Below are 23944 nucleotides of genomic sequence, written 5' to 3'. Positions count from 1 at the left end.
TTTACTCTGCCTGCTTCTGGGGGGCCGTCGCGGGCGTCATGCCGCCAGCGTGATCGGTGTCGATTTCATGATGGTAGCGGCCGGTGTGCAACGAGCTTGGGCCTAGGCGCGCGAATTTGAACATCAAGAATATCTCGATCATGAACAGCAAGGTGTAGAAGAGAATGAACCCGGAGAGGCTGATGATGAGATCAGTCGGGGTCAGGCTGGATGCGGCGATGCTGGTGGGTAGAACCTCACCAATCGCCCAGGGTTGCCGGCCGAACTCTGCGACAAACCAGCCGGTCTCGGCGGCTAGCCAGGGAACTGGAATGCTGAAGAGGAAAAGGCGCAATAGCCAGCGCTTCTGGTGTATGAGGCGCCGGGCGTTGTAATAGAAGCCCAGCAGGAGCAGGAGCAGCATCCAGACGCCGGCCCCGACCATGACGCGGAAGGTCCAGAAGAGGGGGGCGACCTCAGGAATCGAGTCTTGGACCGCCATCTGAATCTGCTCTTCGGTCGCTTCGGCCGGGTTCTCGATGTAGCGCTTCAGCAACAGTCCGTAGCCCAGGTCGTCTTTGTGTTCTTCGAAGACGGCGCGGTTGGCTTCCGTGTCTTCGTCGCCTCGCAGTCGCGTCAGATATTCATAGGCGATCATGCCGCTGCGGATGCGAATCTCGTGCTGACGCATGAGATCTTTGAGACCCACGACCTCTTCGTCCAGAGAGCGCGTGGCAATGAGCCCGAGCAGCCAGGGTACTTTGATCGCGTTGCGAGTCTCTTGGTCCTCATTGCTGGGTTCGCCATAGAGGGTGAAGGCCGCAGGTGCTGGCTCGGTCTCCCACTCGGCTTCAATCGCGGCGAGCTTGACCCGCTGGACGTCGCCGACCTCATAGCCGGATTCGTCGCCGAGCAAGATGACCGAGAGGATCGAGGCAAGGCCGAACCCGACGGCGACAGAGAAGGAGCGCTTGGCAAACGCCAGATCCCTGCCCTTGAGCATGTACCAGGCGCTGATGCCGAGCACGAACATCGAGGCGGTCACGTAGCCGGCTGCGACCGTATGGACGAACTTCACCTGTGCGACCGGATTGAGCAGCAGCTCCGCGAAGCTGGTCATTTCCATGCGCATGGTTTCGTAGCTGAACTCAGAGCCGACGGGGTTCTGCATCCAACCATTGGCAATCAAGATCCACAGGGCCGAGAGGTTCGAGCCGAGTGCCGTCAGGAAGGTGACCGTGAGGTGCTGCCGTTTGGAGAGTCGCTCCCAACCGAGGAAGAAGAGACCGATGAAGGTTGACTCTAGGAAGAAGGCCATGAGCCCCTCGATGGCGAGCGGTGCCCCGAAGACATCGCCGACATAGTGGCTGTAGTAGGCCCAGTTGGTCCCGAACTGGAATTCCATTGTCAGTCCGGTGGTGACGCCGAGGGCGAAGTTGATGCCGAAGAGTTTGCCCCAGAATTTGGTCATGTCCCGGTAGATCTCGCGACCGGTCATGACATAGACGCTCTCCATGATCACGAGGATCCAGGAAAGCCCCAGGGTTAGGGGGACGAAAAGGAAGTGGTACATCGCGGTGGAGGCAAACTGCCATCGCGAGAGTTCGATCATGGAGCTATCGAGCATGAGCAATTCTCCTAGGATCCACGCCATGTTGGTGTGGATGGTTGAGAGCTTGGCGGCAGTCGTTCGCGATTCGTTGATCCTCCCTGATCGGCTTGTTTCAGACGACGCCCGCGCTGCCCGGGAGACTAAACTAGAATGGGATCGATAGGAACAAGATGTTGCAACTAATTGATACCATTGTTTTTATAGGGGCATTAGAGGGCGTGGAGAGCGCTCGGGGCGCATCCGGTCGCAGGGGCTGCACCGCCGCCACGGCTGCCAAAATCAGCGGATCCGGGAAGACCTTTGCGTGTGTGGCTGGTGCGCGCTAGGCGGCGTTAGCCGAGCGTGACCTGGGCTGGCGCGTGGTCGTGTTCATGTGGCGCCGCCGCTGGCAAAGGGCGGCCTGCAGCCAAGTCCTGGGCGGCACTTGTGGGATCTGTCGCGCTGGTGGTATGGACCGCGATGCCCTGGCGTGACAGGCGCTCCGTGAAGCCGCGCCCGGCACTTTGAGTGATGATTGCGTCGAGAGCTTTGGTGAAGAGGGGGTGATCGTCGCCGTGGTAGTCGTGGAGCGACATCTGCGTGGGCAGATCTAAGCGCTCGATCTCGACGGCTGGTTGCTGTCCGTCGCATTCCAGTACCAGAAAGCGTCTGGTTTTGCCGGCGTGGCCGGTAATGGTGCGGAAATTTTGGCTTGTCACTGCAATGCGCATGGGGTCTCCGGTCGGGCTTGGATTGATGGGTGGGGCGCCAGTCTGCGCTCAGGCGGCCTCGGTCTCCAAGTTGCGGAGCCCCGCGGCCCAGTCCTCCATGGCGGCGTTCGCAACCGGCATGGGGGTCTCCATGAAACTCACGACGAAGCCTGAGTCCGTCTCGGCGACACCGATGGAGCGCGGGCGGCAGGCCAGTAGCTCGGGCTTCGGCAGTGAGATGCCAAAGCAGAAGACGACATTCTTGGCCGCGCGGATCCCCTCGCCGATATGGCCCTCAGGAAGCTGCTTGGTGTGGCTGTAGTGGTCGAATTCGGTGATGAAAACGGCCGAGCGGTGTGCTTCGATGCACGCACGAAAGTAGCCGCAGATGGCGTCGACTGAACCGAAGGTGGTCTCGTCGCGGCCGATCTCAAGGGAGTAGATCGGGTAGTCGTTGACGGAAAGGCTTTGCTTCATGGGGGCTCCATCGACACTGGCGGCTATTGGGCCGAGGCTTGCTCGAGTGGTCGCTCGGTGACGACTCGAGGCGATGGCGCCCACTGCCCGCGACGCGCGTGCGGCCCCGGTAACTTGATGACGCGCAGATTACGAGGCGCCTTAGCGCGGCGGCATTGAAATCAGTCAACCTAGGCCCGCTGAGCGAGGCATGATCGCCTGGGATGACAGTCAGCTCCTGCGAGCGCGGTGGGTGTCGGGCTCGGCTCCGGCGGACCGGAGCGGCTCAGTCTTCCGCAATTCGCCGCAGGTTGGGGATGTCCAGCAGGAAGAGATTGGGGGCCGTTTCGACCAAGAGCCCTTGGCGCTTGAACTCTGCGATGGTCCGGCTCGTGGTCTCCGTGGTCACGCCTAGCATGGCGCCCATGTCTTCACGGCTGAAGAGCTGGCACTCGCTGGTCTCGCGGTCGCGGACCAGGCGCAGCAGCAGACGCGCAACGCGCTGCCGCGCCGATCCGGTCGAGAGCTCCGTTAGCCAGGCGTCAGCCTCGTTCAGGGCGCGCTGCCAGCGCGCCATGAGTTCGCGATGTAGCCCTGGATTTGCCTGGCTGAGCTCGCGAACCAGTCGCGCCGGAAACCGGCACACTTCAGTGGCATGCAGTGCGACTGCCTCATGGTGGTAGTTGTCTTCGAGCATGGCTTCGAGGCCGAGCACGTCGGTGGCGCGAGCGATCCGCACGATACGCTGGCTGCCGTCGGGCAGGTACTGAACCAGCTTCAAGACGCCGGTGCGGACCGTAAACATGTAGTCGCCGCGGTCGCCGGCGTGGTAGAGGTTGGCCCCCGGCTTGAGGCTGAATTGATCGATGGGCTCGTGGATGTGCTCGAAGTCCGCTTGCTGCAGACCGGCAAAGAGGACGGAGGTGCGAAGCGAGCAGTTCAGGCAGTTCGCTTCGCCTGACCAGGCCTCCTTTAGAGAGACTGTTTTTGTCATCAGCGTCGATGGAATTCCAAGCCAAGTGAGCGGGAGAGGCGTGCAAAGATACAATGGTAACGTAAGTCGGTTGCCGCGCGCCGATCAAGAAATGTCATTGAAGAAGCGCAACACGGACGACCGCGAAGTGTGCCGTGAAGCTTGCTCGCAACGGCTAACATAGCCGACCGAGCCCACTGCATCGACCTTTGATCCGACAGGAAATTCCATGACGCTCCTCAGTCTCGACTCGATCACGCTCTCCTATGGTCTCCCGCCCTTGCTGGAAGATGTCTCCTTCAGCCTTGAGCGGGGAGAGCGCATTTGCTTGATCGGTCGAAATGGGGCGGGCAAGTCGACCCTGTTGCGCATCATCGTCGGCGATGTGCAGCCCGATGGTGGTCAGTTGCGCACTGCTCAAGGGGCCAAGATCGCCCATTTGACGCAAGAGATCCCGCGCGACACCAGGGCGTCCGTCTTCGATGTAGTGGCATCCGGCTTGGGGGAGCTTGGGGCGCTGGCTCAGGAGTACTTCAGTCTTTCGCACAGCCTCGATGCGGAGGCGTCGGAGGAGGTGCTGGCCAGACTGGCCCGCATCCAGCATCAGCTCGAGGAGCGTGGGGGCTGGGAGATCGAGCAACGCACGGAGCGCGTCATCTCTCGCCTCAACCTTGATGCGCAGGCGCGGTTCGAGGCACTGTCGGGGGGCATGCAGCGGCGTGTGCTCCTGGCGCGCGCCTTGGTGACGGAGCCGGATCTGCTGCTGCTCGACGAGCCCACGAACCATCTGGACATCGAGGCAATCGATTGGTTGGAGGAGTTTCTCGTCGGCTTTCAGGGGGCCATCCTCTTCGTCACGCACGACCGGCGCTTCCTGCAGCGTGTGGCCACGCGCATCCTCGAGCTGGACCGCGGCCGCATCACCGACTGGCCCGGGGACTACCACAACTATCTGCGCCGCCGCGAGGAGCGGCTGCACGCCGAGGCGCAGGCCGCCGCGCACTTCGATCGCAAGCTCGCGGAGGAGGAGGTCTGGATTCGTCAGGGCATCAAGGCGCGTCGCACCCGCAACGAAGGCCGCGTCCGGTCGCTCAAGGCGATGCGGGAGGAGCGCCTGGAGCGGCGTGAGCTTCAGGGGACGGCGCGGCTGCGCATGACCGAGGCGGATCGCTCGGGCAAGCTGGTCGCCGAGGCCGAGGGCGTGACCTATGGCTGGGGCGAGCGCGTCATCATTCGCGATCTCAGTACGCTGATCCTGCGGGGCGACAAGATCGGGATCATCGGCCCCAATGGTGCCGGCAAGAGCACCCTGCTCAGGCTGCTTCTCGGCAACCTCGAGCCGCAGCAAGGACAGATCCGGCGGGGTTCCAATCTCCAGGTGGCCTACTTCGACCAGATGCGCGCGCAGCTCGATCCAGAGAAGAGCGTCCAAGACAATGTGGCCGAGGGAAGCGATCAGATCGAGACCCAGGGCGCAAGCCGGCATGTCCTCTCCTACCTCAAGGACTTTCTCTTCACCCCTGAGCGCGCGCGCCAGCCGGTCAAGGCCCTGTCGGGGGGCGAGCGTAATCGCTTGTTGCTTGCGAAGCTGTTCACGCGTCCAGCGAATCTGCTGGTCCTGGACGAGCCCACCAACGACCTGGATACCGAGACCCTCGAACTCCTAGAAGAACTCTTGGCGCAGTTCACCGGGACGCTCCTCTTGGTCAGTCATGATCGCGCGCTGCTCGACAATGTCGTCACCAGTACCCTGGTGTTCGAGGGTGACGGGCGCGTCTGTGATTATGTTGGCGGCTACGAAGATTGGCTCAGGCAGCGTCCCGCGCCCGCCGTTCAGCAGGCGCAAGTCAAACACAAGCCGGCCGACGGCGAGGCTGCGGCGCAAGGCGAGGGCAAGTCGAAGCCGAAGCCTGCGGCCGCGAAGCTCAGCTATAAAGAGACGCGCGAGCTGGCGGAGCTGCCCGGGCTCATCGAGGCGCTGGAGCAAGAGCAGTCCGAGCTGCACGCGCGCATGGCCGACCCGACGCTCTATCAGAGCCAGGGCTCCGAGGTCGCCAAGCTCAATGCGCGGCTCGCAGACGTGGATGCCGCCCTGGAGCAGGCATTTGTCCGTTGGGAGGCGCTCGACGCACGGGCGTAGGGGGCGGCCACTCTTGGAATGGTCAGGGGCGCGCTCGCTGCATTAACATCCCGTCTTTGCCACGGGTGCGGCGACCAGCGGTCGAGCGCACCCATTCTTCTGGAGCGTCATCCTTGAAATTCACAGTCGACGAATTCCGTGCCTGGAAGCACAGGTGTATCACCCTGCTCGGCATGTCGGGGGTCGGCAAGACCTACCTCTCGGCCACCTTGCGGCGCAGCGATTGGTTCCACTATTCGGGCGACTACCGCATCGGGACACGCTATCTCGACGAGCCCATTCTGGACTTGATCAAGGCGCGGGCCATGCGGGAGCCCTTTCTTCGCGAGCTCCTGAGGCGTGACTGGATTGCCATCCGCAACAACATCAAGGTGACTGATCTCGGGCCGGTATTGAGCTTCATCGGCAAGCTCGGCAATCCTGAGCTTGGCGGCCTGCCGATGGACGAGTTCAGTCGGCGCCAGGCCCTCTACCGGGAGGCCGAGATCGCCGCCATGCTGGATCTGCCCGACTTCGTTCGCAAGGCACAGGACATCTACAGCTATGCCCATTTGGTGAACGATGTCGGCGGCAGCCTCTGCGAGCTTGACGAGCCACGCGTCATCGAGATGCTGGCCGCTCACAGCCTCATCCTCTACATCCGGGTGCCGGAGGCGGACGAGATCAAGCTGATCCAGCGTGCCCAAGCGGATCCCAAGCCGCTCTACTACAGGCCGGATTTCCTGCAAGCCGCCATAAAGGACTATTTGGAGCTGCGCGAGCTGGACTATGTGGCGGAGATCGACCCCGACGACTTTACGCGTTGGGTCTTTCCACGCCTCTTCCATTCACGGGTGCCACGCTACGAGGCCATTGCCAGGCCCTATGGCTACACCGTGTCTTCCGAGGATGTCGCTCAGGTTCGCGACGAGGCCGATTTCCTTCAGCTGATCGAGTCCGCGATCGCCCGCTCGGATGGGCAATGAGTGCGGCCAGCCAAGACGAAGTAGGCCGCGACTCTGGATAAGATCAAGCAGCAAGATACCGAACGCCCCATGCCAATCGTCTCCCACAATGGTCTGCCGACCTTCTCGCGGCTCAAGCAAGAGGGGCAGCAGATCCTAGATCCCCACTTGGCGCTGCATCAGGACATCCGCGAGCTGCACATCGGACTGCTCAACATGATGCCGGACGCCGCGCTTGCCGCGACCGAGCGCCAGTTCTTCCGTCTCATCGGACAGAGCAATCAGATCGCGCAGTTCTACGTCCATCCCTTCACGCTTGATGCGCTCGAGCGCAGTCCGGATGCGCGGTTGCACATCGAGCGCTACTACGAGCCCTTCGAGCGCATTCGTGAAGAGGGGCTGGACGCACTCATCATCACGGGCGCCAACGTCACTGGGTCGGATCTCTCCGCCGAGCCCTTCTGGGATCCGCTCATGGAGGTTGTCGACTGGGCCTACGAGAATGTCTGCTCGACACTCTGCTCATGCCTGGCGACCCATGCCGTGCTGCAGTTCAGGTACGCCCAGCGTCGTCAGCCCCTCCCCGAGAAGCGCTGGGGTGTCTTCCCGCACCGTGTGGTGGACCGTTCGCACCCTCTGGTGGCGAACGTCAATACGCGCTTCGACGTCCCTCACTCTCGGTTCAATGACATCAGTCACGAGCAGTTCGTCTCGGCCGGCCTCAAGGTGCTGGTCGAGAGCGAGGCGGCCGGCGTACACCTTGCCGTGAGCCCGGATGGATTTCGGCAGGTGTTCTTTCAGGGACATCCGGAGTACGACACCATCTCGCTGCTCAAGGAGTACAAGCGCGAGGTCAAAGGCTTTACGGCTGGCGCGCGCCTTGACTATCCGCCATTCCCGGAGAGCTACTTCGGTCTTCAGTCCCGAGCCATTCTGAACGAGCATGAGTCCCGCATCCGGGCTGCGCTCGACCGGGGCTGCGAGCTGCCGGTGTTTCCGGAATCGCACCTCCTAGCAGGTCTTCACAATACCTGGCACGACACGGCGGAGGGTGTGCTCGGCAATTGGATGGGACTCATCTATCGCCTCACGAACAACGACCGAAAACTCGCCTTCATGGCTGGCGTGAACCCTGGGGATCCGCTCGATCTCGAGTAGGTTAGTCATCCTCGGGCCGAGCCCAACGTCTCGGCCCGCTCCTACCTCGGCTCCCTGGTCCGGCGTCTCACTCCCGCGCCCTTTGGCGGGCGAGCCCTGGTGGATCTCATCCCTGGCAGCGTCCCCGGACTGCCTTGTGTTGGTCTGGCGCCGGCTTGCATCTGAAACCTGCTCTCGGGGCATGCGGTCCCCATAACTTACGATGCGCCACACTTCTTGCCCGTCGGACGGGCTCGTCTTGCAAGTAAAGCACCTCCGACGACCTCTTGATGGTCTTGCGAGGACAAAATGCACGGATTTTGTTGTTTTTATGATACGGTTTCCTTGGCCTCTTGGTTCGCATAACCGTTCGTCGTCGCAATGTTCAAACAAAGTGAAGCTCTTACTTTTCGCCCGGTATTGAGCATTCCGTCGCTTGTTGGTTGTTGCATTTTTGTACTAGACTCTAAGCGTGAGATGCGGCATGCAGCCTATATGAGACAGCATTGTTGCTTTACTGATTCGGCGAGTGGTGTTGATGGGCGCCTGGGACGTCACCTTCGGGCGGGATAGATGTCACTCGATTCCGGTCCAAACTAATACATTATTTGCGAAGGCCAGCCATGTTCGAAACAAGCGAAAACGCGATCCGGTACAAATGGGATCCTTTGACATCAACGGGTTACAAGCTTCGATTTGACGCAGAAGGCGCCGCTAAGGGCGGTCACTGCTGCTTCCACGTTGAAGACTGGAACTGCCGGACCGTCACCAGCGAGTGGCCGTGCGAAGACTTGGACGAGGCACTGGGTGTGCTGAGTCACTTCTTCACCGTCGACATCAATGCAGAACGCGAGCGTCTTAGCGCTTGGATGCCTGTCGAGCGCCAAGCCGCCGCTTGATCTCCAGGCTAGGGCTTCAGTCTCGGAGCGCTAGCTTGGTTGTAAAGATTTGGTTGTTAAAGATGACGAGAAGGGCCGCTTGCGGCCCTTTTTGTTGTGTGCGTTTCCTGCTTGTGCGGTGCGCTGGCTGCTAACCCTGATTTCTTTAGGGCTGTATCCCTCAATTCCGAGTATTGAATCGGTTTGAAAGTCAGCGCACTCGAATATTAGAATGCCGTGATTGTTTGCCTCGATCCCGCCAAAGGTGCCCCCCATGCAGGACCCAGTTAGCTACTCGGACAAAGACGTCGGTCGCGTCGAGGTCAAGGAAACGACCTGCTACATGTGCGCGTGCCGCTGCGGCATCCGTGTGCACCTGCGTGATGGCGAAGTGCGCTACATCGACGGCAATCCGAACCACCCTCTGAACAAAGGCGTGATCTGCGCCAAGGGCAGTTCGGGCATCATGAAGCAGTATTCGCCGGGCCGCCTCACCAAGCCGCTGCGGCGCAAGGCGGGTGCCGAGCGCGGCGACAGCGCCTTCGAGGCGATCTCCTGGGAAGAAGCCTTCTCGATGCTCGAGGAGCGTCTCAGTAAGCTGCGCGCGGAAGATCCAAAGAAGTTCGCCCTCTTCACCGGCCGTGACCAGATGCAGGCCCTGACCGGGCTCTTTGCCAAGCAGTTCGGTACGCCGAACTATGCCGCTCACGGCGGTTTCTGCTCCGTGAACATGGCCGCAGGCCTCATCTATACCATCGGCGGATCCTTCTGGGAGTTCGGCGGACCCGACCTGGAGCGTGCCAAGCTCTTCGTCATGATCGGTACCGCCGAGGACCATCACTCCAATCCGCTCAAGATCGCACTCTCCGAATTCAAACGCCGCGGCGGGCGCTTCATCTCCATCAATCCCATCCGCACCGGCTATTCAGCCATCGCCGACGAATGGGTGCCCATCAAGCCGGGCACCGACGGCGCGCTGCTCCTCGCGATCACGCATGAGATCCTCAAGCTGGGCCTCTTCGATCGGGAGTTCCTGGTCCAGTACACCAATGCGGCCGAGCTGGTCGTCGACGATCCGAGCCGCGACGATCACGGTCTCTTCTACCGCGCTGAGATGCACGTGGAAGAGGGGTGTTTCGATCCGCAGAACAAACTCTGGTGGGAGCGCGAGATCGACGGCCCCATCAGCACCCACACGCCAGGCGCCGATCCGCGCCTCATGGGCTCCTATACGCTTGAGGACGGCACCCCGGTCAAGCCGGCGTTCCAGCTCCTGAAGGAACGATTCGAGCAGTACACCCCCGAGTGGGCCGCGCCCATCACCGGCATCCCCGCGGACACCATTCGTCGTCTGGCCCACGAGATGGGCGTGACCGCGCGCGATCAGAAGATCGAGCTGCCGATGAAGTGGACCGACTGCTGGGATAACGAGCATGAGTCGGTCGTCGGCAACCCAGTTGCCTTTCACTCCATGCGTGGTCTGGCGGCCCACTCGAACGGCTTTCAGACCATTCGTACCCTCGGCATCCTCATGACGGTGTTGGGCACCATCGACCGGCCGGGCGGCTTCCGCCACAAGGCGCCCTTCCCGCGTCCCATCCCGCCCTGTCCCAAGCCGCCGCATGGCCCCGAGGCCGTGCAGCCCAATACCCCGCTGGACGGTTTGCCGCTGGGTTGGCCGGCTAAGCCCGAGGACCTCTTCGTCGATGATGATGGCGAGCCGCAGCGTATCGACAAGGCCTTCTCCTGGGAGTATCCGCTCTCGGTCCATGGCCTGATGCACAACGTCATCACCAACGCCTGGCGCGGCGATCCTTACCCGATCGACACCTTGCTGCTGTTCATGGCCAACATGGCCTGGAACTCCAGCATGAACACGACCGAAGTGCGCAAGATGCTGGTCGACAAGCACCCCAACGGGGACTACAAGATCCCCTTCCTGGTGGTTTGCGATACCTTTGCCTCGGAGACCGTGGCCTTCGCCGACTTGGTGCTGCCGGATACCAGCTATTTGGAGCGCCACGACGTCATGTCGATGCTGGATCGGCCGATCTCGGAGTTCGATGGCCCAGTCGACGCCGTGCGCGTGCCCGTGCTGCCGCCCAAAGGCGAGTGCAAGCCCTTCCAGGATGTCCTCATCGAGCTGGGCTCCAGGCTCAAACTGCCCGCCTTCACCAAGGCGGACGGCGGCCGCAAGTATCGCGACTACCCGGATTTCATCGTCAACTACGAGACCTCGCCCGGCTCGGGCATCGGCTTCTTGGCCGGCTGGCGTGGTCAGAGCGGCGACAAGGTGCTCAAGGGCGAGCCGAATCCGCGCCAGTGGGAGATGTATGCGCAGAACGGCTGCGTTTACCACCACGAACTCCCGCAGAGCTACCAGTACATGCGCAACTGGAACAAGGGCTACCTGCACTGGGCCCGTGCGCACGGTATGATCCGCTACGCCGAGCCCATCACCCTGCATCTCTACTCAGAGGTGCTGCAGCGCTTCCGCCTGGCGGCCCAAGGCAAATGGCCGGGGCGCCAGCCTCCGGAGCGGCTGCGCGAGCGCGTCGAGACCTATTTCGACCCCTTGCCCTTCTATCATGATCCGCTCGAGGACCAGTTGGTGGACACGCGGCGCTATCCGCTCAATGCCCTGACGCAGCGCCCGATGGCCATGTACCACAGCTGGGATAGCCAGAATGCCTGGCTGCGCCAAATCCACAGCCACAACTATCTCTATCTCAGCCCGAAGGTGGGACTCGCGAATGGCTTCGAGGACGGCGACTGGGTCTGGGTCGAGTCGCCCCACGGCAAGGTGCGCTGCATGTGCCGCTTCTCCGAGGCCGTCGAGCCGGGCACGGTGTGGACGTGGAACGCCATCGGCAAGGCGTCCGGTGCTTGGGGCTTGAGCGCCGACGCGGACGAGTCGCGCAAGGGCTTCCTGCTCAATCACGTCATCGCCGAGGAACTCCCACCAAACGCGGCCGGCGAGCACCTCTCCAACTCGGATCCCGTCACTGGGCAAGCCGCCTGGTTCGATGTGCGCGTGCGTGTCTACAAGGCCGACGACAAGGAGCCGAAAATGTCCTCGCCCCAGTTCTCCGCAATGCCGCGCTTGCCCGGCCAGGAGAAGAAGCGTGGCAAATGGCAGTCTTACGTGGCTGGCGTATTCACCAAGAAATAAACCTCCAACGACCGGCCCGCGGCCTCCCGTCACCGGCGGGGCTCTGCTCCGTGGTGGCTGGTGGCTGGTGGCTGGAGGCTAAGCAATGACTCAACTCGCTCTCGTCATCGATCTCAATGTGTGCGTCGGCTGTCACGCCTGTGTCACCTCCTGCAAGGAGTGGAACACCTCTGGCTGGGCCGGTCCCCTGGTGGACCAAAACCCCTATGGTGCCTCGCCGACCGGGACCTTTTTCAACCGCGTACAGACCTTCGAGGTCGGGACCTATCCGAATACCGAAACGGTCCACTTCCCCAAGAGCTGTCTGCACTGCGAGGAGCCTCCCTGTGTGCCCGTGTGTCCCACGGGGGCATCCTATAAGCGGCCCGACAATGGCGTGGTCCTGGTCGATTACGACAAGTGCATCGGCTGCAAGTATTGCTCCTGGGCTTGCCCCTATGGTGCCCGCGAGGTGGACGAGGAGCAGAAGGTGATGAAGAAATGCACGCTCTGCATCGACCGCATTACCGACGCCAAGCTGCCCGAGCGCGACCGCAAGCCCTCGTGCGTGCTGGCTTGCCCGACGAGCGCGAGGCTCTTCGGCGACGTGCACGACGCGGACTCCGAGGTCTCGGTCGCCATTCGCGAGCGCGGCGGCTACCAGCTGATGCCTGAGTGGGGCACCAAGCCGGCAAATCACTACCTACCTCGTCAGAAAACGCGGATGCACATCGATCCAGACGAGCTTACGCGTGTCGACAATCCGCTACGCAAGGAAGATCTCACCACCTACACGGGTGAGGAGACCTTGGACGACGTGGCTTGGTAGACAAGAACACGCCAGACGGCGGTCGAGATCGGCCGCGCGTCCGGTCCCATGAGGGCCCAGGCCCTCTTCGAGAATCAGCTGCGCAGGACCAATAGCCATGCATCCCGCCTTCTCAGTCATCTTTTTGACGACGCTCATCGGTGCCGGTCAAGGCCTCTATTTGGCGATGGTCACTGGTCAGCTCTATGCAATCCCGAACTTCGTGGAGGCGCAGGTGGACCGCTTTTACGCCTTTGGCAGCCTGGTCGCCTTGCTGTTTCTGATCGCCGGGCTCGTGGCCTCCTTCTTCCATCTCGGGCGCCCCGAACGGGCCTGGCGTGCCGCCGCCAAGTGGCGCACCTCCTGGCTGTCGCGGGAGGTCATCATCCTGCCGATCGTCATGGCCTTGGTCTTTGCCTACGGCTTCGCTCATTGGATGGAATGGACGGGGACGATCTTTGAGGTCGGCGCCCTGCGGGTCGATGTCACCCTGATTCTCGGCATCATCGGCACCTTGGCGAGCTTGGCACTCTTTGTCTGCACCGCCATGATTTACGCCGATGTGAAGTTTCTGCAGGAATGGCACACGCCGCTGACGGTCTTCAACTTCATCTTTTTCGGTGCCGCGTCCGGCTTCATGCTGGCCGCAGCCTATTCCGCCTACATCGGCAACCCGCTGGTCACCTTTTATGGGACCTGGGCGGTCATTCTGACCCTGGTCGCCTTGGGCTCACGCCTCGCCCATCTGCGTCGCAATGCGCGCATCAAGCGTAAGAGCACGGTTCAGACCGCCATTGGCATCCGCCACAATACCCTTGTCCAGCGGACGCAGGGCGCCACCGGCGGTAGCTTCAACACGCGCGAGTTCTTCCATGGTCGCAGTCAGCGGTTTGTTGCGAACGTCCGTTACCTCTTCCTCCTGCTCGTCTTTCCGCTGCCCGTGCTTCTCATTGGTGCGTCCTACGTGACCGAGTCCCCGAACCTTCCGATCCTGGCCTTCCTGGTGCAGTTCCTCGGTTTGATGGCCGAGCGCTGGTCGTTCTTCGCCGAGGCTCAGCATCCTCAGAACATCTATTATCAATCGGTCGCTTGATGCGCGCCCCCGTCCTTCGCCGGCCTGCGGCAGGGGCGGATGCAAGAAGCCGAGCGCCGTCTCGATGCGACGGCGCCTCGATTTCAAGCCTGAAGCCTGCTGTTAACTTGTCTGCGGCCATGTCTCCGGTCCGCCCCTTGATCACTTTCCCGTCCGCCCTCCTGCGCTGCCCGAAGGCGATGAACAGTGAACGAGGTCCCGATCAGCCCCGATCAAATCTGTAATCCTGTCTTTCGCAGAACGAGAGCCTCGCGGTTTGGGTTGGGCTGCGTGCTTGCCCGCCTCAGCGTTGCAAGGGATGCAAAACTCCAGGGACGGCGAGCTGCTCCTCGCCCTGGCGCCAGCTTTCCGCGTGACGCCTAGGGTCTGTGAATTGTTTTCAGGCTGCTATCTTCATAGCTGAGGGCGACAACGGATGACTCGCCGCTGGAAGCGGTGCCAGTGCCCTACCAATCTCGCAGTGTTCACGCGCAGGACCGACTAGCCCAGGTTTGAGAGGCGGGGCTAGCGCCGGTTTCTGTCGCTTCATCAATGGACGAAGGAAAAACGACGAGCAGCTCGATGGATGCGCTAACGGATATCGATTGGCTCAAGCTGGCGGGTTCTCCAGCAATCATCCAGGCACTTCCGGATCCGCTCTGGGTCAAGGATCTCAGTGGTCTTTATCGGGTCTGTAATCCAGCCTTCGAGCACTTCTTCGGTGTCGCCGGGGTTGTCGGGCGGCGCGATTGCGATCTCTTTCGGATGAGTCTTGCGCAAGACTTTGAGCGGCATGAGCAGGCGCTGACCCTGGCCGGCGAGCCGCAGCGTTACGTGCAAGCGGTCCCCTCCCTGGATGGTGCCGAGGTGCGCTACCTCAATGTGTCGCTCTCTCCCCTGCGGGATGCGCTGGGTCAAATGGTGGGTATCCTCGGCAGCGGGCATGGGATCAGGGCCGACCGCTGCTCGTCTGAGGCGTCCTGGTACTCCGAATCCCGTTTCCACCAGCTGTTCGAGCAGATCGAGGCGATCTCGGTTCAAGGTTACGATCGCTATCGTCGCGTCATCTATTGGAACCCGGCGAGCACTGTCCTTTATGGCTATGCGGCGGAGGAGGCGATCGGATGCCAGCTGGAGGATCTGATCATCCCCGACGTCATGCGTGAAGGCGTCATTGCGGCGGTGGATGCCTGGGTCAACGGCGGCCCCGCCGCCCCAGCCGGCGAGCTGACGTTGAGGCGGGCGGATGGCTCGCCGGTGCATGTCTTTTCCAGTCACGTCATGCTTAAGGGACCAGACGGCGAGCCGCAGATGTACTGCGTGGACATTGATTTGAGCGCGCGCAAGGAGGCTGAAGAGCAGGCGCGCAAGCTTTCGTTGGCAGTCGAGCAGAGCCCGGTGAGCATCCTGATCACCGATCCTCAAGGCCGTATCGAGTATGTGAACAAGGCGCTGATTCAGGCGAGCGGTTACCTGCGGGAGGAGGTGATCGGCCGGAATCCACGGATCTTCAGCTCCGGCATGACACCAGGGCAAACCTATGGCGACTTGTGGGGTGCCCTGAGTCGCGGCGAGGAATGGCGTGGCGAGCTGATCAACCGCCGCAAGGACGGTACCCCCTACACCGAATCCGCGTTGATCGCGCCGATCCGTCAGCCGGATGGCGAGATCTCTCACTATATCGCCGTCAAGGAGGACGTCACGGAGGCCAAGCGCACGGCGGAGGAGTTGGAGGGCTACAGGTCGCACCTGGAAGAGCTGGTCGAGGAGCGGACCCGGCAGTTGAATGAGGCCCGTCGGCAGGCGGAAGCGGCCAGCGAGGCCAAGAGCGCCTTCCTGGCCAACATGAGTCACGAGATTCGCACGCCCATGAATGCGATCCTCGGTCTGACCTATCTGCTCGGCCGCAACCTCAGTGCTGAGTCTGATCGTGTCATTCTGCGCCAGATTGACGACTCAGCAAATCATCTCCTCGGGATCATCAACGATATCTTGGATGTCTCCAAGATCGAGGCGGGAAAGCTCATCTTGCACGAGCGCGCTTTCTTGCTCGATGCGCTGCTGGGGCAGGTGAATTCCATGATCCGGGCGCAAGCCACGGCGAAGGGCCTGAGGTTCGACTGCATTAGCAGGGGCGTTCCGCGCGTGCTCTATGGTGATGATTCGCGGTTGCGCCAGGCGCTGGTCAACTACCTGACCAATGCCGTGAAGTTCACCCCTCAGGGTAGCGTCACCCTGCGTTTAGCCATGCTCGAAGAGACGGACGACGACATTTTCTTGCGCATTGAGGTTGAGGATACCGGCATTGGTATCACCACGGATGACCTCGCACGTCTCTTTGAGCCATTTACCCAGGTCGACCAGTCGGCTGCACGTTCCTTCACGGGAACCGGGCTGGGGCTCGTGATTACGAGACGCCTCGCCCGTCTCATGGGTGGCGACGCTGGCGCCGAGAGTGAGCCTGGGCGCGGCAGCTTGTTTTGGCTGACGGCGCGTCTCCGCAAGGTGTCCGAGGAGGACAGCGTGCAGCTCGATCAGGTTCAGGCCGATGGGGTCGCCGAGCAAGGCTTGGCCGAGCGCTACGGTGGCGCGCGCCTACTGGTTGCCGAGGACAATCTGATCAACCAAGAGGTGATCCGTGAGCTGCTGCAGATCGTTGAGCTGGAGGCGGATTTCGCGAACACGGGTCAGGAGGCCATTGAAATGGCCTGCCAAGGCGGCTATCCGCTGCTGCTCATGGACATTCAGATGCCGGTGCTCGATGGGCTGGAGGCCAGTCGAAGACTCCGCCAGCGGACGGACTGGCGACCCTGTCCGATCGTAGCAATGACGGCCAATGCCTTCGAGGAGGATAAGCAGCGCTGTCGCGAGGCGGGCATGGACGACCACATCTCCAAGCCAGTTGATCCTCCGCTTTTCTACTCGACACTGCTCAAGTGGCTGGAGCGGTCGCAAGTGCCGGCGCGGCAAAGGAGGCCAGTGGAAAGGTTGCAGAGGCCGCCAAGCACCGCCGCTGCCAGCTCCGTGATCGATTGCGTGGCGACCATGCCGGGCGTAGAGGTCGTCGGGGCGCTGAAGAAGTTGAAGGGTTACCGGTCGCTCTACGAGAGCATCCTCGCGAAGTATGCGCAGCAGCATCAGCAGGATCCAGAGCGGCTGCGCGCGGCCCTCTTGGCTGGCGAGCGGGATGAAGCCCGCCGCTTGGCGCATACCCTGAAGGGTCTTGCGGGAACCCTCGGCTTCGTTGAGCTTCAAGGGATGATGTCGGAGATTCTCCAGGCGATCGACGCTCAGCAGACGCTGGACCTCCTGGAGCCCAGGATCAGGGAAGCCGAGGCCGTCCATGCGCGTCTGGTCGACAGGATCTCCTCGGCTGTTCCAGGATAAGGGGTTGGCTCCAAACTCGAGGTGCTTTGCGCGTGCTCCTGAAATCGCTTCACGTCCGGACAAGGGCTGGGGCTTCCGCCTACTTCGGCATTGCCCTCTTCGGTGCAGCACTGTGCGCCCTCGTCGTCACGCGGATGGAGCAGGAGCACCACATGCGCGCGGATGGCATCCGGGTGACGGCGGAGGTCCTGGGTTTCGAGAACCTCGCCGGCGGCAACGACTACCTGCACTATCGGTATGTCTTTGAAGGTCGAGCGTATGAGGTGAAAGATCTGGTCTCCGATTCCTTGAGGTCGCGGCTTGAGCCGGGTGAGACCCTTGATGTCTGGCTCTTGCCGGAGCGACCGGCAAACCCCTTGCTCGGCGATCGAGGCGGCACACCTCCCTGGGTTGGGCTCTTGATCGGCGCGTTCCTGGTGGTGGGTGGGCTCTTCGGGCTGACCCAGTTGCGGCGTCGGCCGCGGATTTGAGCGACGGCTCGAACAGGCTGTGACCCTGCTCGAGTCGGCAAGATGTCGCTCCCCCAGTGACTCAAGGCCCCTTCAGCGACTTAAGGCCCCTCCAGTGACTCAAGGGCGCTTCGTTGCTAGATGGCGGACCAGCGCCGAGTCTCCAGGCGGCCATTGCCCCTTGAGTCGGTTGCTCGACTCAGGGCCGCTAAAGACAAGGAAACTGTAATTGCCGTAGTGCGGCAGCTTGCGGGCCAGGGCCGGTACTTGCGCGGCGTCCGTGGCCGCGACCCAGCCGATGAGTCGCCCGTCGTTGCGGCGCGTCAGCACCGGGCTCTCGGATTCCGGATCGATGTGCTGACCCCTGATGGTCAGGCTGCGTGGGTCGCTGCTGAGCGAGAAATCGGACGCCCCTCGCGTCAGGTTCGGCAGATGCCGATTCTCCCATCCAAGCAGCCAGACGGGGCGATCTCTGGGGAGTTCTTCGATGGCGTCGTCGTCTTGGATGCGCCAGTTTCGGTGTCCCCCCTGCCAGGCTGTGGCGAGCTGGCGGTAGGCCTGACGCAGTGCCTTTGGCGCTGCCTTGGGAATGAGAATCAGGCCGTCGTCTGAGCCGAAGAGACTACTGAGCGTGACCGGTGTTTCTCCCGGAAGCAGGGTGCGGAAGACATCGAAATTCGGATCGACCGCGATGCGTGTCGGCTTGTCTTGGAGATCGATCGAGAAGGTCGCGTCTTTGCCGTTGCTCTCCACCTCGAGGGTGACGCTCGTCTGATCCTCCTGGGTCACCACGACGGGTACGCGCAAGGGGAAGTCGGCGCCGGATTGGCGTTGTTGGATGTGCCCGGTAACCCGGTAGTGCTCATCAATCTGCTCGACCCGAACGTCCTCGAGCCCGAGGAGTGGCGCGCCAGGCTGCGTTGTCCAGGCGGTGAAGAAGCGCTTCAGATCCTGGCCGCTGGCGGCCTCGAAGGCCGCGCGCAAGTCCTCATAGCTGGCCTTGCGAAATTTGTTATCGGCGTAGAAGCGGCGCAGGCCGGCCTCGAAGGTTGAATCGCCAAGGCGTTGGCGCAGCATATGAAAGAACATGGCTGCCTTGCTGTAGCCAACGCCCTGTGAGGCCATGTTGTGCTTGCCGCGAAACTCGACCAAGGGGAAATCCTCCCCCGCCTGGACATAATCGCCATAGCGCTTGAGCATGTCCCGCCGGGCTTGATCGCCCTGGCCGGCTTGCTCCTTGATCCAGTAGTCGGCCAAATAATAGGTCAGACCCTCGCTCCAGTTGCCGCTGTCGAAGTCGATGAAGACGCTGTTGCCCCACCAGTTGTGGAGGATCTCGTGCGGGTAAGAGGTGTGGATGATGAAGGGGAGACGGATGACCTGCGGGCCGAGCAGGGTAAAGGACGGCATGCCGTAGCCGGTATCCCAGAAATTCTCGACCAGCGCGAACTTGGCGAAGGGGTAGGGGCCGATCAGCTCCGAATAGTGCGCGAGATAGGTGCCGGTCGCCTCAAGGTAGCGCTCGGCCAGCGCCTGATCGGGCTCGTGGAGATAGACCTGCGCCTCGATACCCTCGGCATCGGAGCGGTAAAGGTGATAGGGACCCGAGATGAGATAGATGTCGTCCTGCGGCAAGGGCTCGGTCCAGGTGGAGTGCCCGGAGCCGGGCTCGCCCGGGCCGGCACCCTGAGAAACGGCGATCCAGCCGGCGGGAAGATGCACGTCCAGCTGGAAGCTCTGCAGCGTATCCGGGATTTGCGGATACCAACCGCTGTTGGCATTGAGAAAGACGCCCTCCGGCCCGATGACCCCGAGCGACCATTCGCGCGTGCGGCCCATGCCTTCGTCGATCTGCCGAAGACCATGTTGGATGCGCCCGCTGTAACGGATGGTCACGGGGCCCGCAGCCTTGAGGCGCAAGCGGTATCCGCGCAGGTTGCGCAGGCGCTCGATCTCGGTCAGCTCCGCCTCGCCGTCCGTGATCTCGGGCTCAAAGTCGGCGTGCAACAGCAGCGTCCACTCGCTTTTTCCCTCCGGCAGCCGCATCTCGTCCTCAACCGTCAGCGCATGGTCGGCAGGATTGATGTGCACGTCGAGCCGGTGCGCGACCTCCGGGATCTCGGGCGCTGCTGCCGTTGGCAAGGAAGTGCCGAGCGCGCACAACAAGAGCGTCAGCCGCAGTCCGGTCAGCTTAGACTCGAGCCAATCGGCGAAACCGTCTCTGGCTTTGCCCTCGGTGCGCTGCGATGGCGGACGATGTCCGAACTTGAAGGTGTAAGCCCTTCGTATCCAAATTGACGGACCTGCGGGTCTATGATGACTAGGGGATCTCATGTCGCTCCGATTTCGATCAATCCCGGCCATGAAGGCCGCCTTCTTTGTGATCCCGGCGCTGCTAGGCACTGGGGTAGGAATCAACCCAGCAATCGCCGCCGACGCCACGGTGAGCGCCATCGACGGCAATGGCACGCGGGTGCTGGACGCCTCCGACCTGACGGGTATGGACGCGCTTCTTGCGAAGCTTGCTGATCGCCGCGTCGTCTTCGTCGGCGAACAGCACGACCGCTATGCCGATCATCTCAACCAACTCGCGATCATCGAAGGTTTGCATGCACGCGGCAAATCCATTGCGATCGGGCTGGAATTTTTCCAACAGCCGTTTCAGCAAGATGTCGACGACTATGTGGAAGGCAAGATCGACGAGGCTGACTTCCTGCGCCGCACTCAGTATTTCGACCGCTGGCGCTACGACTACCGCCTGTATCGCCCCATTCTGCAGTTTGCACGCGAGCATCGGATTCCGGTGATCGCCTTGAACCTCGAGTCGGAGCTGACGCGCAAGGTTGGCGATGCGGGCATTGATGGGCTGAGCGACGAGGAGCGCGCCAGGATTCCAGCCCAGATGGACCGTGAGGATCCCGCCTATCGAGCGCGTATCGAGAGGGTCTTCCGGCACCATCCCGCAGACCAGCAGCGTGACTTCGACCACTTCTTCGAGGTGCAGCTCCTCTGGGACGAGGGCATGGCCGAGCGGGCCGCGGCCTACCTCGAGCAAAACCCCGAGACGACCCTGGTCGTCCTGACAGGCGGCGGGCATGTCGAATATGGTCAGGGCATTCCCAAGCGGCTCATGCGCCGCCAGCGCGTCCCCATGGCGATCGTCCTCAACGGACAGAACCGTGAGCCCGACGGCGCCGCGGCCGACTTCTTCCTCTATCCACCCGAGGTCGAGCTGCCGCCTTCCGGCATGCTGGGCGTCATGCTGAGCAGCGACGCCGACGAGGATAAACCAGGTATTCGCATCGAGGGTTTCGCGCAAACGAGTGGTGCAAAGGCGGCGGGGCTCGAGTCCGGGGACCGAATCGTGCGGATCGGTGCCCACAGCATCACGGGCTATGCGGACGTTCGCATCGCCATGGTCGACGCGGAGCCTGACGATCTGGTGTCGGTTGAGGTGGTTCGTGAGTATGTGCTTGGCTCAGATGAGCACAAGACCTTCGAGGTGCGGCTGCATTGACCGTCCCGATCGACGCCATGCCGGAGCTGCTGTCGCCGGCAGGTACCCTCAAGAACATGCGCTACGCCTTGGCCTATGGGGCGGACGCGGTCTACGCCGGTCTGCCCCGCTACAGCCTCAGGGTGCGTAACAACGATTTCGACCTGAAGAACCTGGAGACAGGCCTCCAAGAGGTGCATGCTCAGGGTAAGCGGTTCTATCTCACGGCCAACCTCATGCCGCACGGTGCCAAGCTGCGCACCTTTATCGCGGACCTGGAGCCGATCGTCGCGCTGGGGCCGGACGCCCTCATCATGGCCGATCCCGGGCTGATCATGCTGGTGCGCGAGCGTTGGCCCGACTTGCCCATCCACCTCTCCGTTCAGGCCAATACGGTCAATGCGGCTGCCGTGCGCTTTTGGCAAACACAAGGACTGTCCAGGGTGATCTTGTCCCGCGAACTCTCTTTGGATGAGATCGCCGCGATCCGCGACGCCTGCCCGGATATCGAGCTGGAGGTCTTCGTTCATGGGGCGCTCTGCATCGCCTACTCGGGCCGCTGTCTGCTCTCGGGCTACTTCAGCCACCGTGACGCCAATCAAGGCGCCTGCACCAATGCCTGTCGCTGGGAGTACAAGCTGACGGCCGAGTCTGGGGCCGAGCCTGTCGGGATCGAGGGGGAGCGCGCGCAGGTGCGGTCCGGGCGCGAGCGGCATCCGGCGGCCGATGACAGCTATCTCCTCGAGGAATCCAATCGCCCCGGCGAATACATGCCGATTCTCGAGGACGAGAACGGGACCTACATCATGAATTCGCGCGATCTTCAGGCGGTCGAGCACGTCAGCCGGCTGGTCGAGATCGGCATCGACTGTCTCAAGATCGAGGGGCGCACCAAGTCACACTACTACGCCGCCCGCACGGCGCAGGTCTATCGCGCGGCCATTGACGACGCCGTCGCCGGGCGTCCCTTCCGCGCCGAACTCAAGGTGGATCTCGAGGGGCTTGCCAATCGTGGCTACACCGAGGGCTTCTACCGGCGTCACGCCCCCGCGGAGCTGCAAAACTACGAGGAAGGTGTCTCGCGCAACCAACGCAGAATCTTCGTCGGCGAGGTTGTGTTCGGCGCGGATGGCTGGGCCGAGGTCGAGGTCAAGAACCGCTTTGCCGTCGGCGACCAGCTGGAGCTGATGAGCCCAGAAGGGAATCGCCACTTTCAGCTCGAAGCCATGGTCACGCTGGAGGGTGAGCCCCTCAGCGTCGCCCCAGGTGCGGGCTGGCAGGTGCGCATTCGCGCTCCACAGCTGGGCAACCGCATGAGCTTGTTGACGCGTGCGCTCTAGCGGGTACGCGCTCTCATGGTCGCTGCTATCAGGACGTCTGTAGATGTGCGCGAGGGCTCTGTCCTTCGTGGACGATTGTGCTGCTGGCCTTGGGGCTTCTTGGCAGGGAAGGCACGCCCGCCGGGATGGCGGGCGGTGCCTTGAATCATGACAGGCTGGTGCGGTTTAGGTGATTTCCGGGAAACAAAATACCCGCAGTTCCGATCCCGTAGGATGGGCAAAGCCCTGGCGATGCGCTTCTTTCGGAGTGCCGAGGGTCGAGGGGCGTGCCCATCATCCCCGCTCAGCGCTTTGCAGGATGGGCACGTCCGTCCAGCGCCGAGGTGTCCCTCAAGCCCCGAGTGCGGACTTTGCCCATCCTACCGCCCCGCGTCTTTTGGGAAAGGTCATTTCCCGAACTCGCCTTAGGTCATGGCCCCGGCGGACGGGCTGTAGCTGTCGAGCACGTGGATGTAGTTCGAGCGCTCGAGTTCGTCCGGGTTGGGCACGCTGAGGGCGCTGACGCGGCCGCGGAAGTCGTCGACCGATTCGAAACCGTGCTCCTCCATCCAGTCTTCGATGCCTCTGAGCAGGATGCCGAGGTGGGTGGGGCCCCATTCAAGCAGTGCGCTACAGAGGTGCACCGCGTCCGTCCCGGCGAGCAGGAGCTTGACGGCATCCTCGGCCGAGTGAATGCCTCCGGTGGCTCCTAGAGAGAGTCCGGGAATGCGCCCGTAGAGGATGGCGATCCAGCGCATTGCCAGCAGCGCCTCGGCGGACGTGGATGGGTAGAGGCGAGACTGTAGCCGCAGGCTGTCGATGTTGATGTCGGGTTGATAGAAGCGGTTGAAGAGCGAGACGCCGTCGGCGCCGGCCTCGGAGAGCTGCTTGATGAAGTTGCCAACCGAGCTGAAGGCCGGGGACAGTTTCATGTTGATGGGGATGCGGACCTTGGTGCGCAGGTCTCTCAGGAGGCTGAGGTAGCGTTCCTCGACCTGAGCGCCCGTCTGGCCGATGTCGCCGGCTACATAGTAGACGTTGAGTTCCAGGGCGTCCGCCCCGGCTTGCTCAAGCTCGCTCGCATGGCTGATCCAGCCACTGGGGGTGACGCCGTTGAGGCTGGCAATCACCGGGATGTCCAGTGCCTCCTTCAGCTTGTGGATCTGGTTTAGATATTCCTGGAGTCCGCTCTCGAAGTCTTGGTGGTCGGGCAAGAAGCCGCCCGTGCTCTCGCCGAAGCCCGTCTCCTGATGGTGCAGGAACCGCACCATGGACTCGGACTCCGCGGTGATGGCCTCCTCGAAGAGCGAATACATAATGATGGCAGCCGCGCCCTTGTCTTCCAGTTCGCGAGCGGTTGTGACGCTCTTCGACAGCGGCGAGGCCGAAGGCACCAGCGGGTTCTTCAGCTCCAGCCCGAGGTATTTGGTGGTGAGATTCATTTTCTGCCGTCC

At 62.2% G+C, this 23944-nt stretch carries 17 protein-coding genes; 11 read left to right on the top strand and 6 right to left on the bottom strand.

Annotated elements, in window-relative coordinates:
• Position 1: 1 nt before the first annotated feature.
• The 4 genes from G3480_RS10820 to G3480_RS10805 all read right to left on the bottom strand — a co-directional run bounded on the left by G3480_RS10820 (position 2) and on the right by G3480_RS10805 (position 3730).
• The gene (locus tag G3480_RS10820; RefSeq protein WP_164653903.1) at positions 2 to 1606 is read right to left on the bottom strand and encodes a cytochrome ubiquinol oxidase subunit I; all 1605 of its coding nucleotides are present in this window, start codon (positions 1604 to 1606) and stop codon (positions 2 to 4) included.
• Between the two features lie 317 nt (positions 1607 to 1923).
• Complete coding sequence (locus G3480_RS10815) at positions 1924 to 2301, bottom strand: NifB/NifX family molybdenum-iron cluster-binding protein (protein WP_164653902.1); 378 nt, start codon at positions 2299 to 2301, stop codon at positions 1924 to 1926.
• Positions 2302 to 2349: 48 nt separating this feature from the next.
• Complete coding sequence (locus G3480_RS10810) at positions 2350 to 2757, bottom strand: DUF6858 family protein (RefSeq protein ID WP_164653901.1); 408 nt, start codon at positions 2755 to 2757, stop codon at positions 2350 to 2352.
• A gap of 265 nt (positions 2758 to 3022) precedes the next feature.
• Positions 3023 to 3730 (bottom strand): Crp/Fnr family transcriptional regulator, encoded by a 708-nt coding sequence (locus tag G3480_RS10805; RefSeq protein WP_164653900.1) that lies wholly within the window; start codon positions 3728 to 3730, stop codon positions 3023 to 3025.
• Positions 3731 to 3938: 208 nt separating this feature from the next.
• Between G3480_RS10805 and G3480_RS10800 the strand changes: the two genes are divergently transcribed.
• The 9 genes from G3480_RS10800 to G3480_RS10760 all read left to right on the top strand — a co-directional run bounded on the left by G3480_RS10800 (position 3939) and on the right by G3480_RS10760 (position 17696).
• Positions 3939 to 5849, top strand: a complete 1911-nt coding sequence (locus G3480_RS10800) for an ATP-binding cassette domain-containing protein (protein WP_164653899.1) — start codon at positions 3939 to 3941, stop codon at positions 5847 to 5849.
• 113 nt (positions 5850 to 5962) lie between these two features.
• Positions 5963 to 6814, top strand: coding sequence for an ATPase (locus G3480_RS10795; protein WP_164653898.1), 852 nt, complete (start codon positions 5963 to 5965; stop codon positions 6812 to 6814).
• A gap of 69 nt (positions 6815 to 6883) precedes the next feature.
• Entirely contained in the window at positions 6884 to 7951 is a 1068-nt protein-coding gene (gene metA, locus G3480_RS10790) for a homoserine O-succinyltransferase MetA (RefSeq protein ID WP_164653897.1), read from the top strand.
• A 602-nt stretch (positions 7952 to 8553) separates the two neighbouring features.
• Positions 8554 to 8829: a hypothetical protein gene (locus G3480_RS10785; protein ID WP_164653896.1), complete on the top strand. Its 276-nt coding sequence runs from the start codon at positions 8554 to 8556 to the stop codon at positions 8827 to 8829.
• Between the two features lie 253 nt (positions 8830 to 9082).
• Entirely contained in the window at positions 9083 to 11980 is a 2898-nt protein-coding gene (soeA, locus tag G3480_RS10780) for a sulfite dehydrogenase subunit SoeA (protein WP_164653895.1), read from the top strand.
• A gap of 85 nt (positions 11981 to 12065) precedes the next feature.
• Positions 12066 to 12788 (top strand): sulfite dehydrogenase subunit SoeB, encoded by a 723-nt coding sequence (soeB, locus tag G3480_RS10775; protein ID WP_164653894.1) that lies wholly within the window; start codon positions 12066 to 12068, stop codon positions 12786 to 12788.
• A 97-nt stretch (positions 12789 to 12885) separates the two neighbouring features.
• Positions 12886 to 13860 (top strand): sulfite dehydrogenase subunit SoeC, encoded by a 975-nt coding sequence (gene soeC, locus G3480_RS10770; protein ID WP_164653893.1) that lies wholly within the window; start codon positions 12886 to 12888, stop codon positions 13858 to 13860.
• A gap of 561 nt (positions 13861 to 14421) precedes the next feature.
• On the top strand, positions 14422 to 17226 hold the full coding sequence (locus G3480_RS10765; protein ID WP_164653892.1) for a PAS domain-containing hybrid sensor histidine kinase/response regulator: 2805 nt from the start codon (positions 14422 to 14424) through the stop codon (positions 17224 to 17226).
• Positions 17227 to 17258: 32 nt separating this feature from the next.
• The gene (locus G3480_RS10760; protein WP_164653891.1) at positions 17259 to 17696 is read left to right on the top strand and encodes a DUF3592 domain-containing protein; all 438 of its coding nucleotides are present in this window, start codon (positions 17259 to 17261) and stop codon (positions 17694 to 17696) included.
• Positions 17697 to 17795: 99 nt separating this feature from the next.
• On the opposite strand, the gene G3480_RS10755 is transcribed toward G3480_RS10760, so the two are convergent.
• Positions 17796 to 20009: a M1 family metallopeptidase gene (locus G3480_RS10755; protein WP_164653890.1), complete on the bottom strand. Its 2214-nt coding sequence runs from the start codon at positions 20007 to 20009 to the stop codon at positions 17796 to 17798.
• Here G3480_RS10755 and G3480_RS10750 point away from each other — a divergent pair.
• Together G3480_RS10750 and trhP are read left to right on the top strand one after the other, a co-directional pair.
• Entirely contained in the window at positions 20008 to 21192 is a 1185-nt protein-coding gene (locus tag G3480_RS10750) for a ChaN family lipoprotein (RefSeq protein WP_240905746.1), read from the top strand. The two genes, G3480_RS10755 and G3480_RS10750, sit on opposite strands and share 2 nt — an antisense overlap.
• 56 nt (positions 21193 to 21248) lie before the next feature.
• Positions 21249 to 22511, top strand: coding sequence for a prephenate-dependent tRNA uridine(34) hydroxylase TrhP (trhP, locus tag G3480_RS10745; protein ID WP_420824618.1), 1263 nt, complete (start codon positions 21249 to 21251; stop codon positions 22509 to 22511).
• Positions 22512 to 22915: 404 nt separating this feature from the next.
• On the opposite strand, the gene G3480_RS10740 is transcribed toward trhP, so the two are convergent.
• The gene (locus tag G3480_RS10740; RefSeq protein ID WP_164653889.1) at positions 22916 to 23932 is read right to left on the bottom strand and encodes a dihydroorotate dehydrogenase-like protein; all 1017 of its coding nucleotides are present in this window, start codon (positions 23930 to 23932) and stop codon (positions 22916 to 22918) included.
• Positions 23933 to 23944 lie beyond the last annotated feature (12 nt).

It is taken from the genome of Thiorhodococcus mannitoliphagus, assembly GCF_010915725.1.
Classification (GTDB): Bacteria; Pseudomonadota; Gammaproteobacteria; order Chromatiales; family Chromatiaceae; genus Thiorhodococcus; species Thiorhodococcus mannitoliphagus.
The sequence above is the reverse complement of the archived record's forward strand: the minus strand, read 5'-3'. Positions and strand labels throughout refer to the sequence as shown.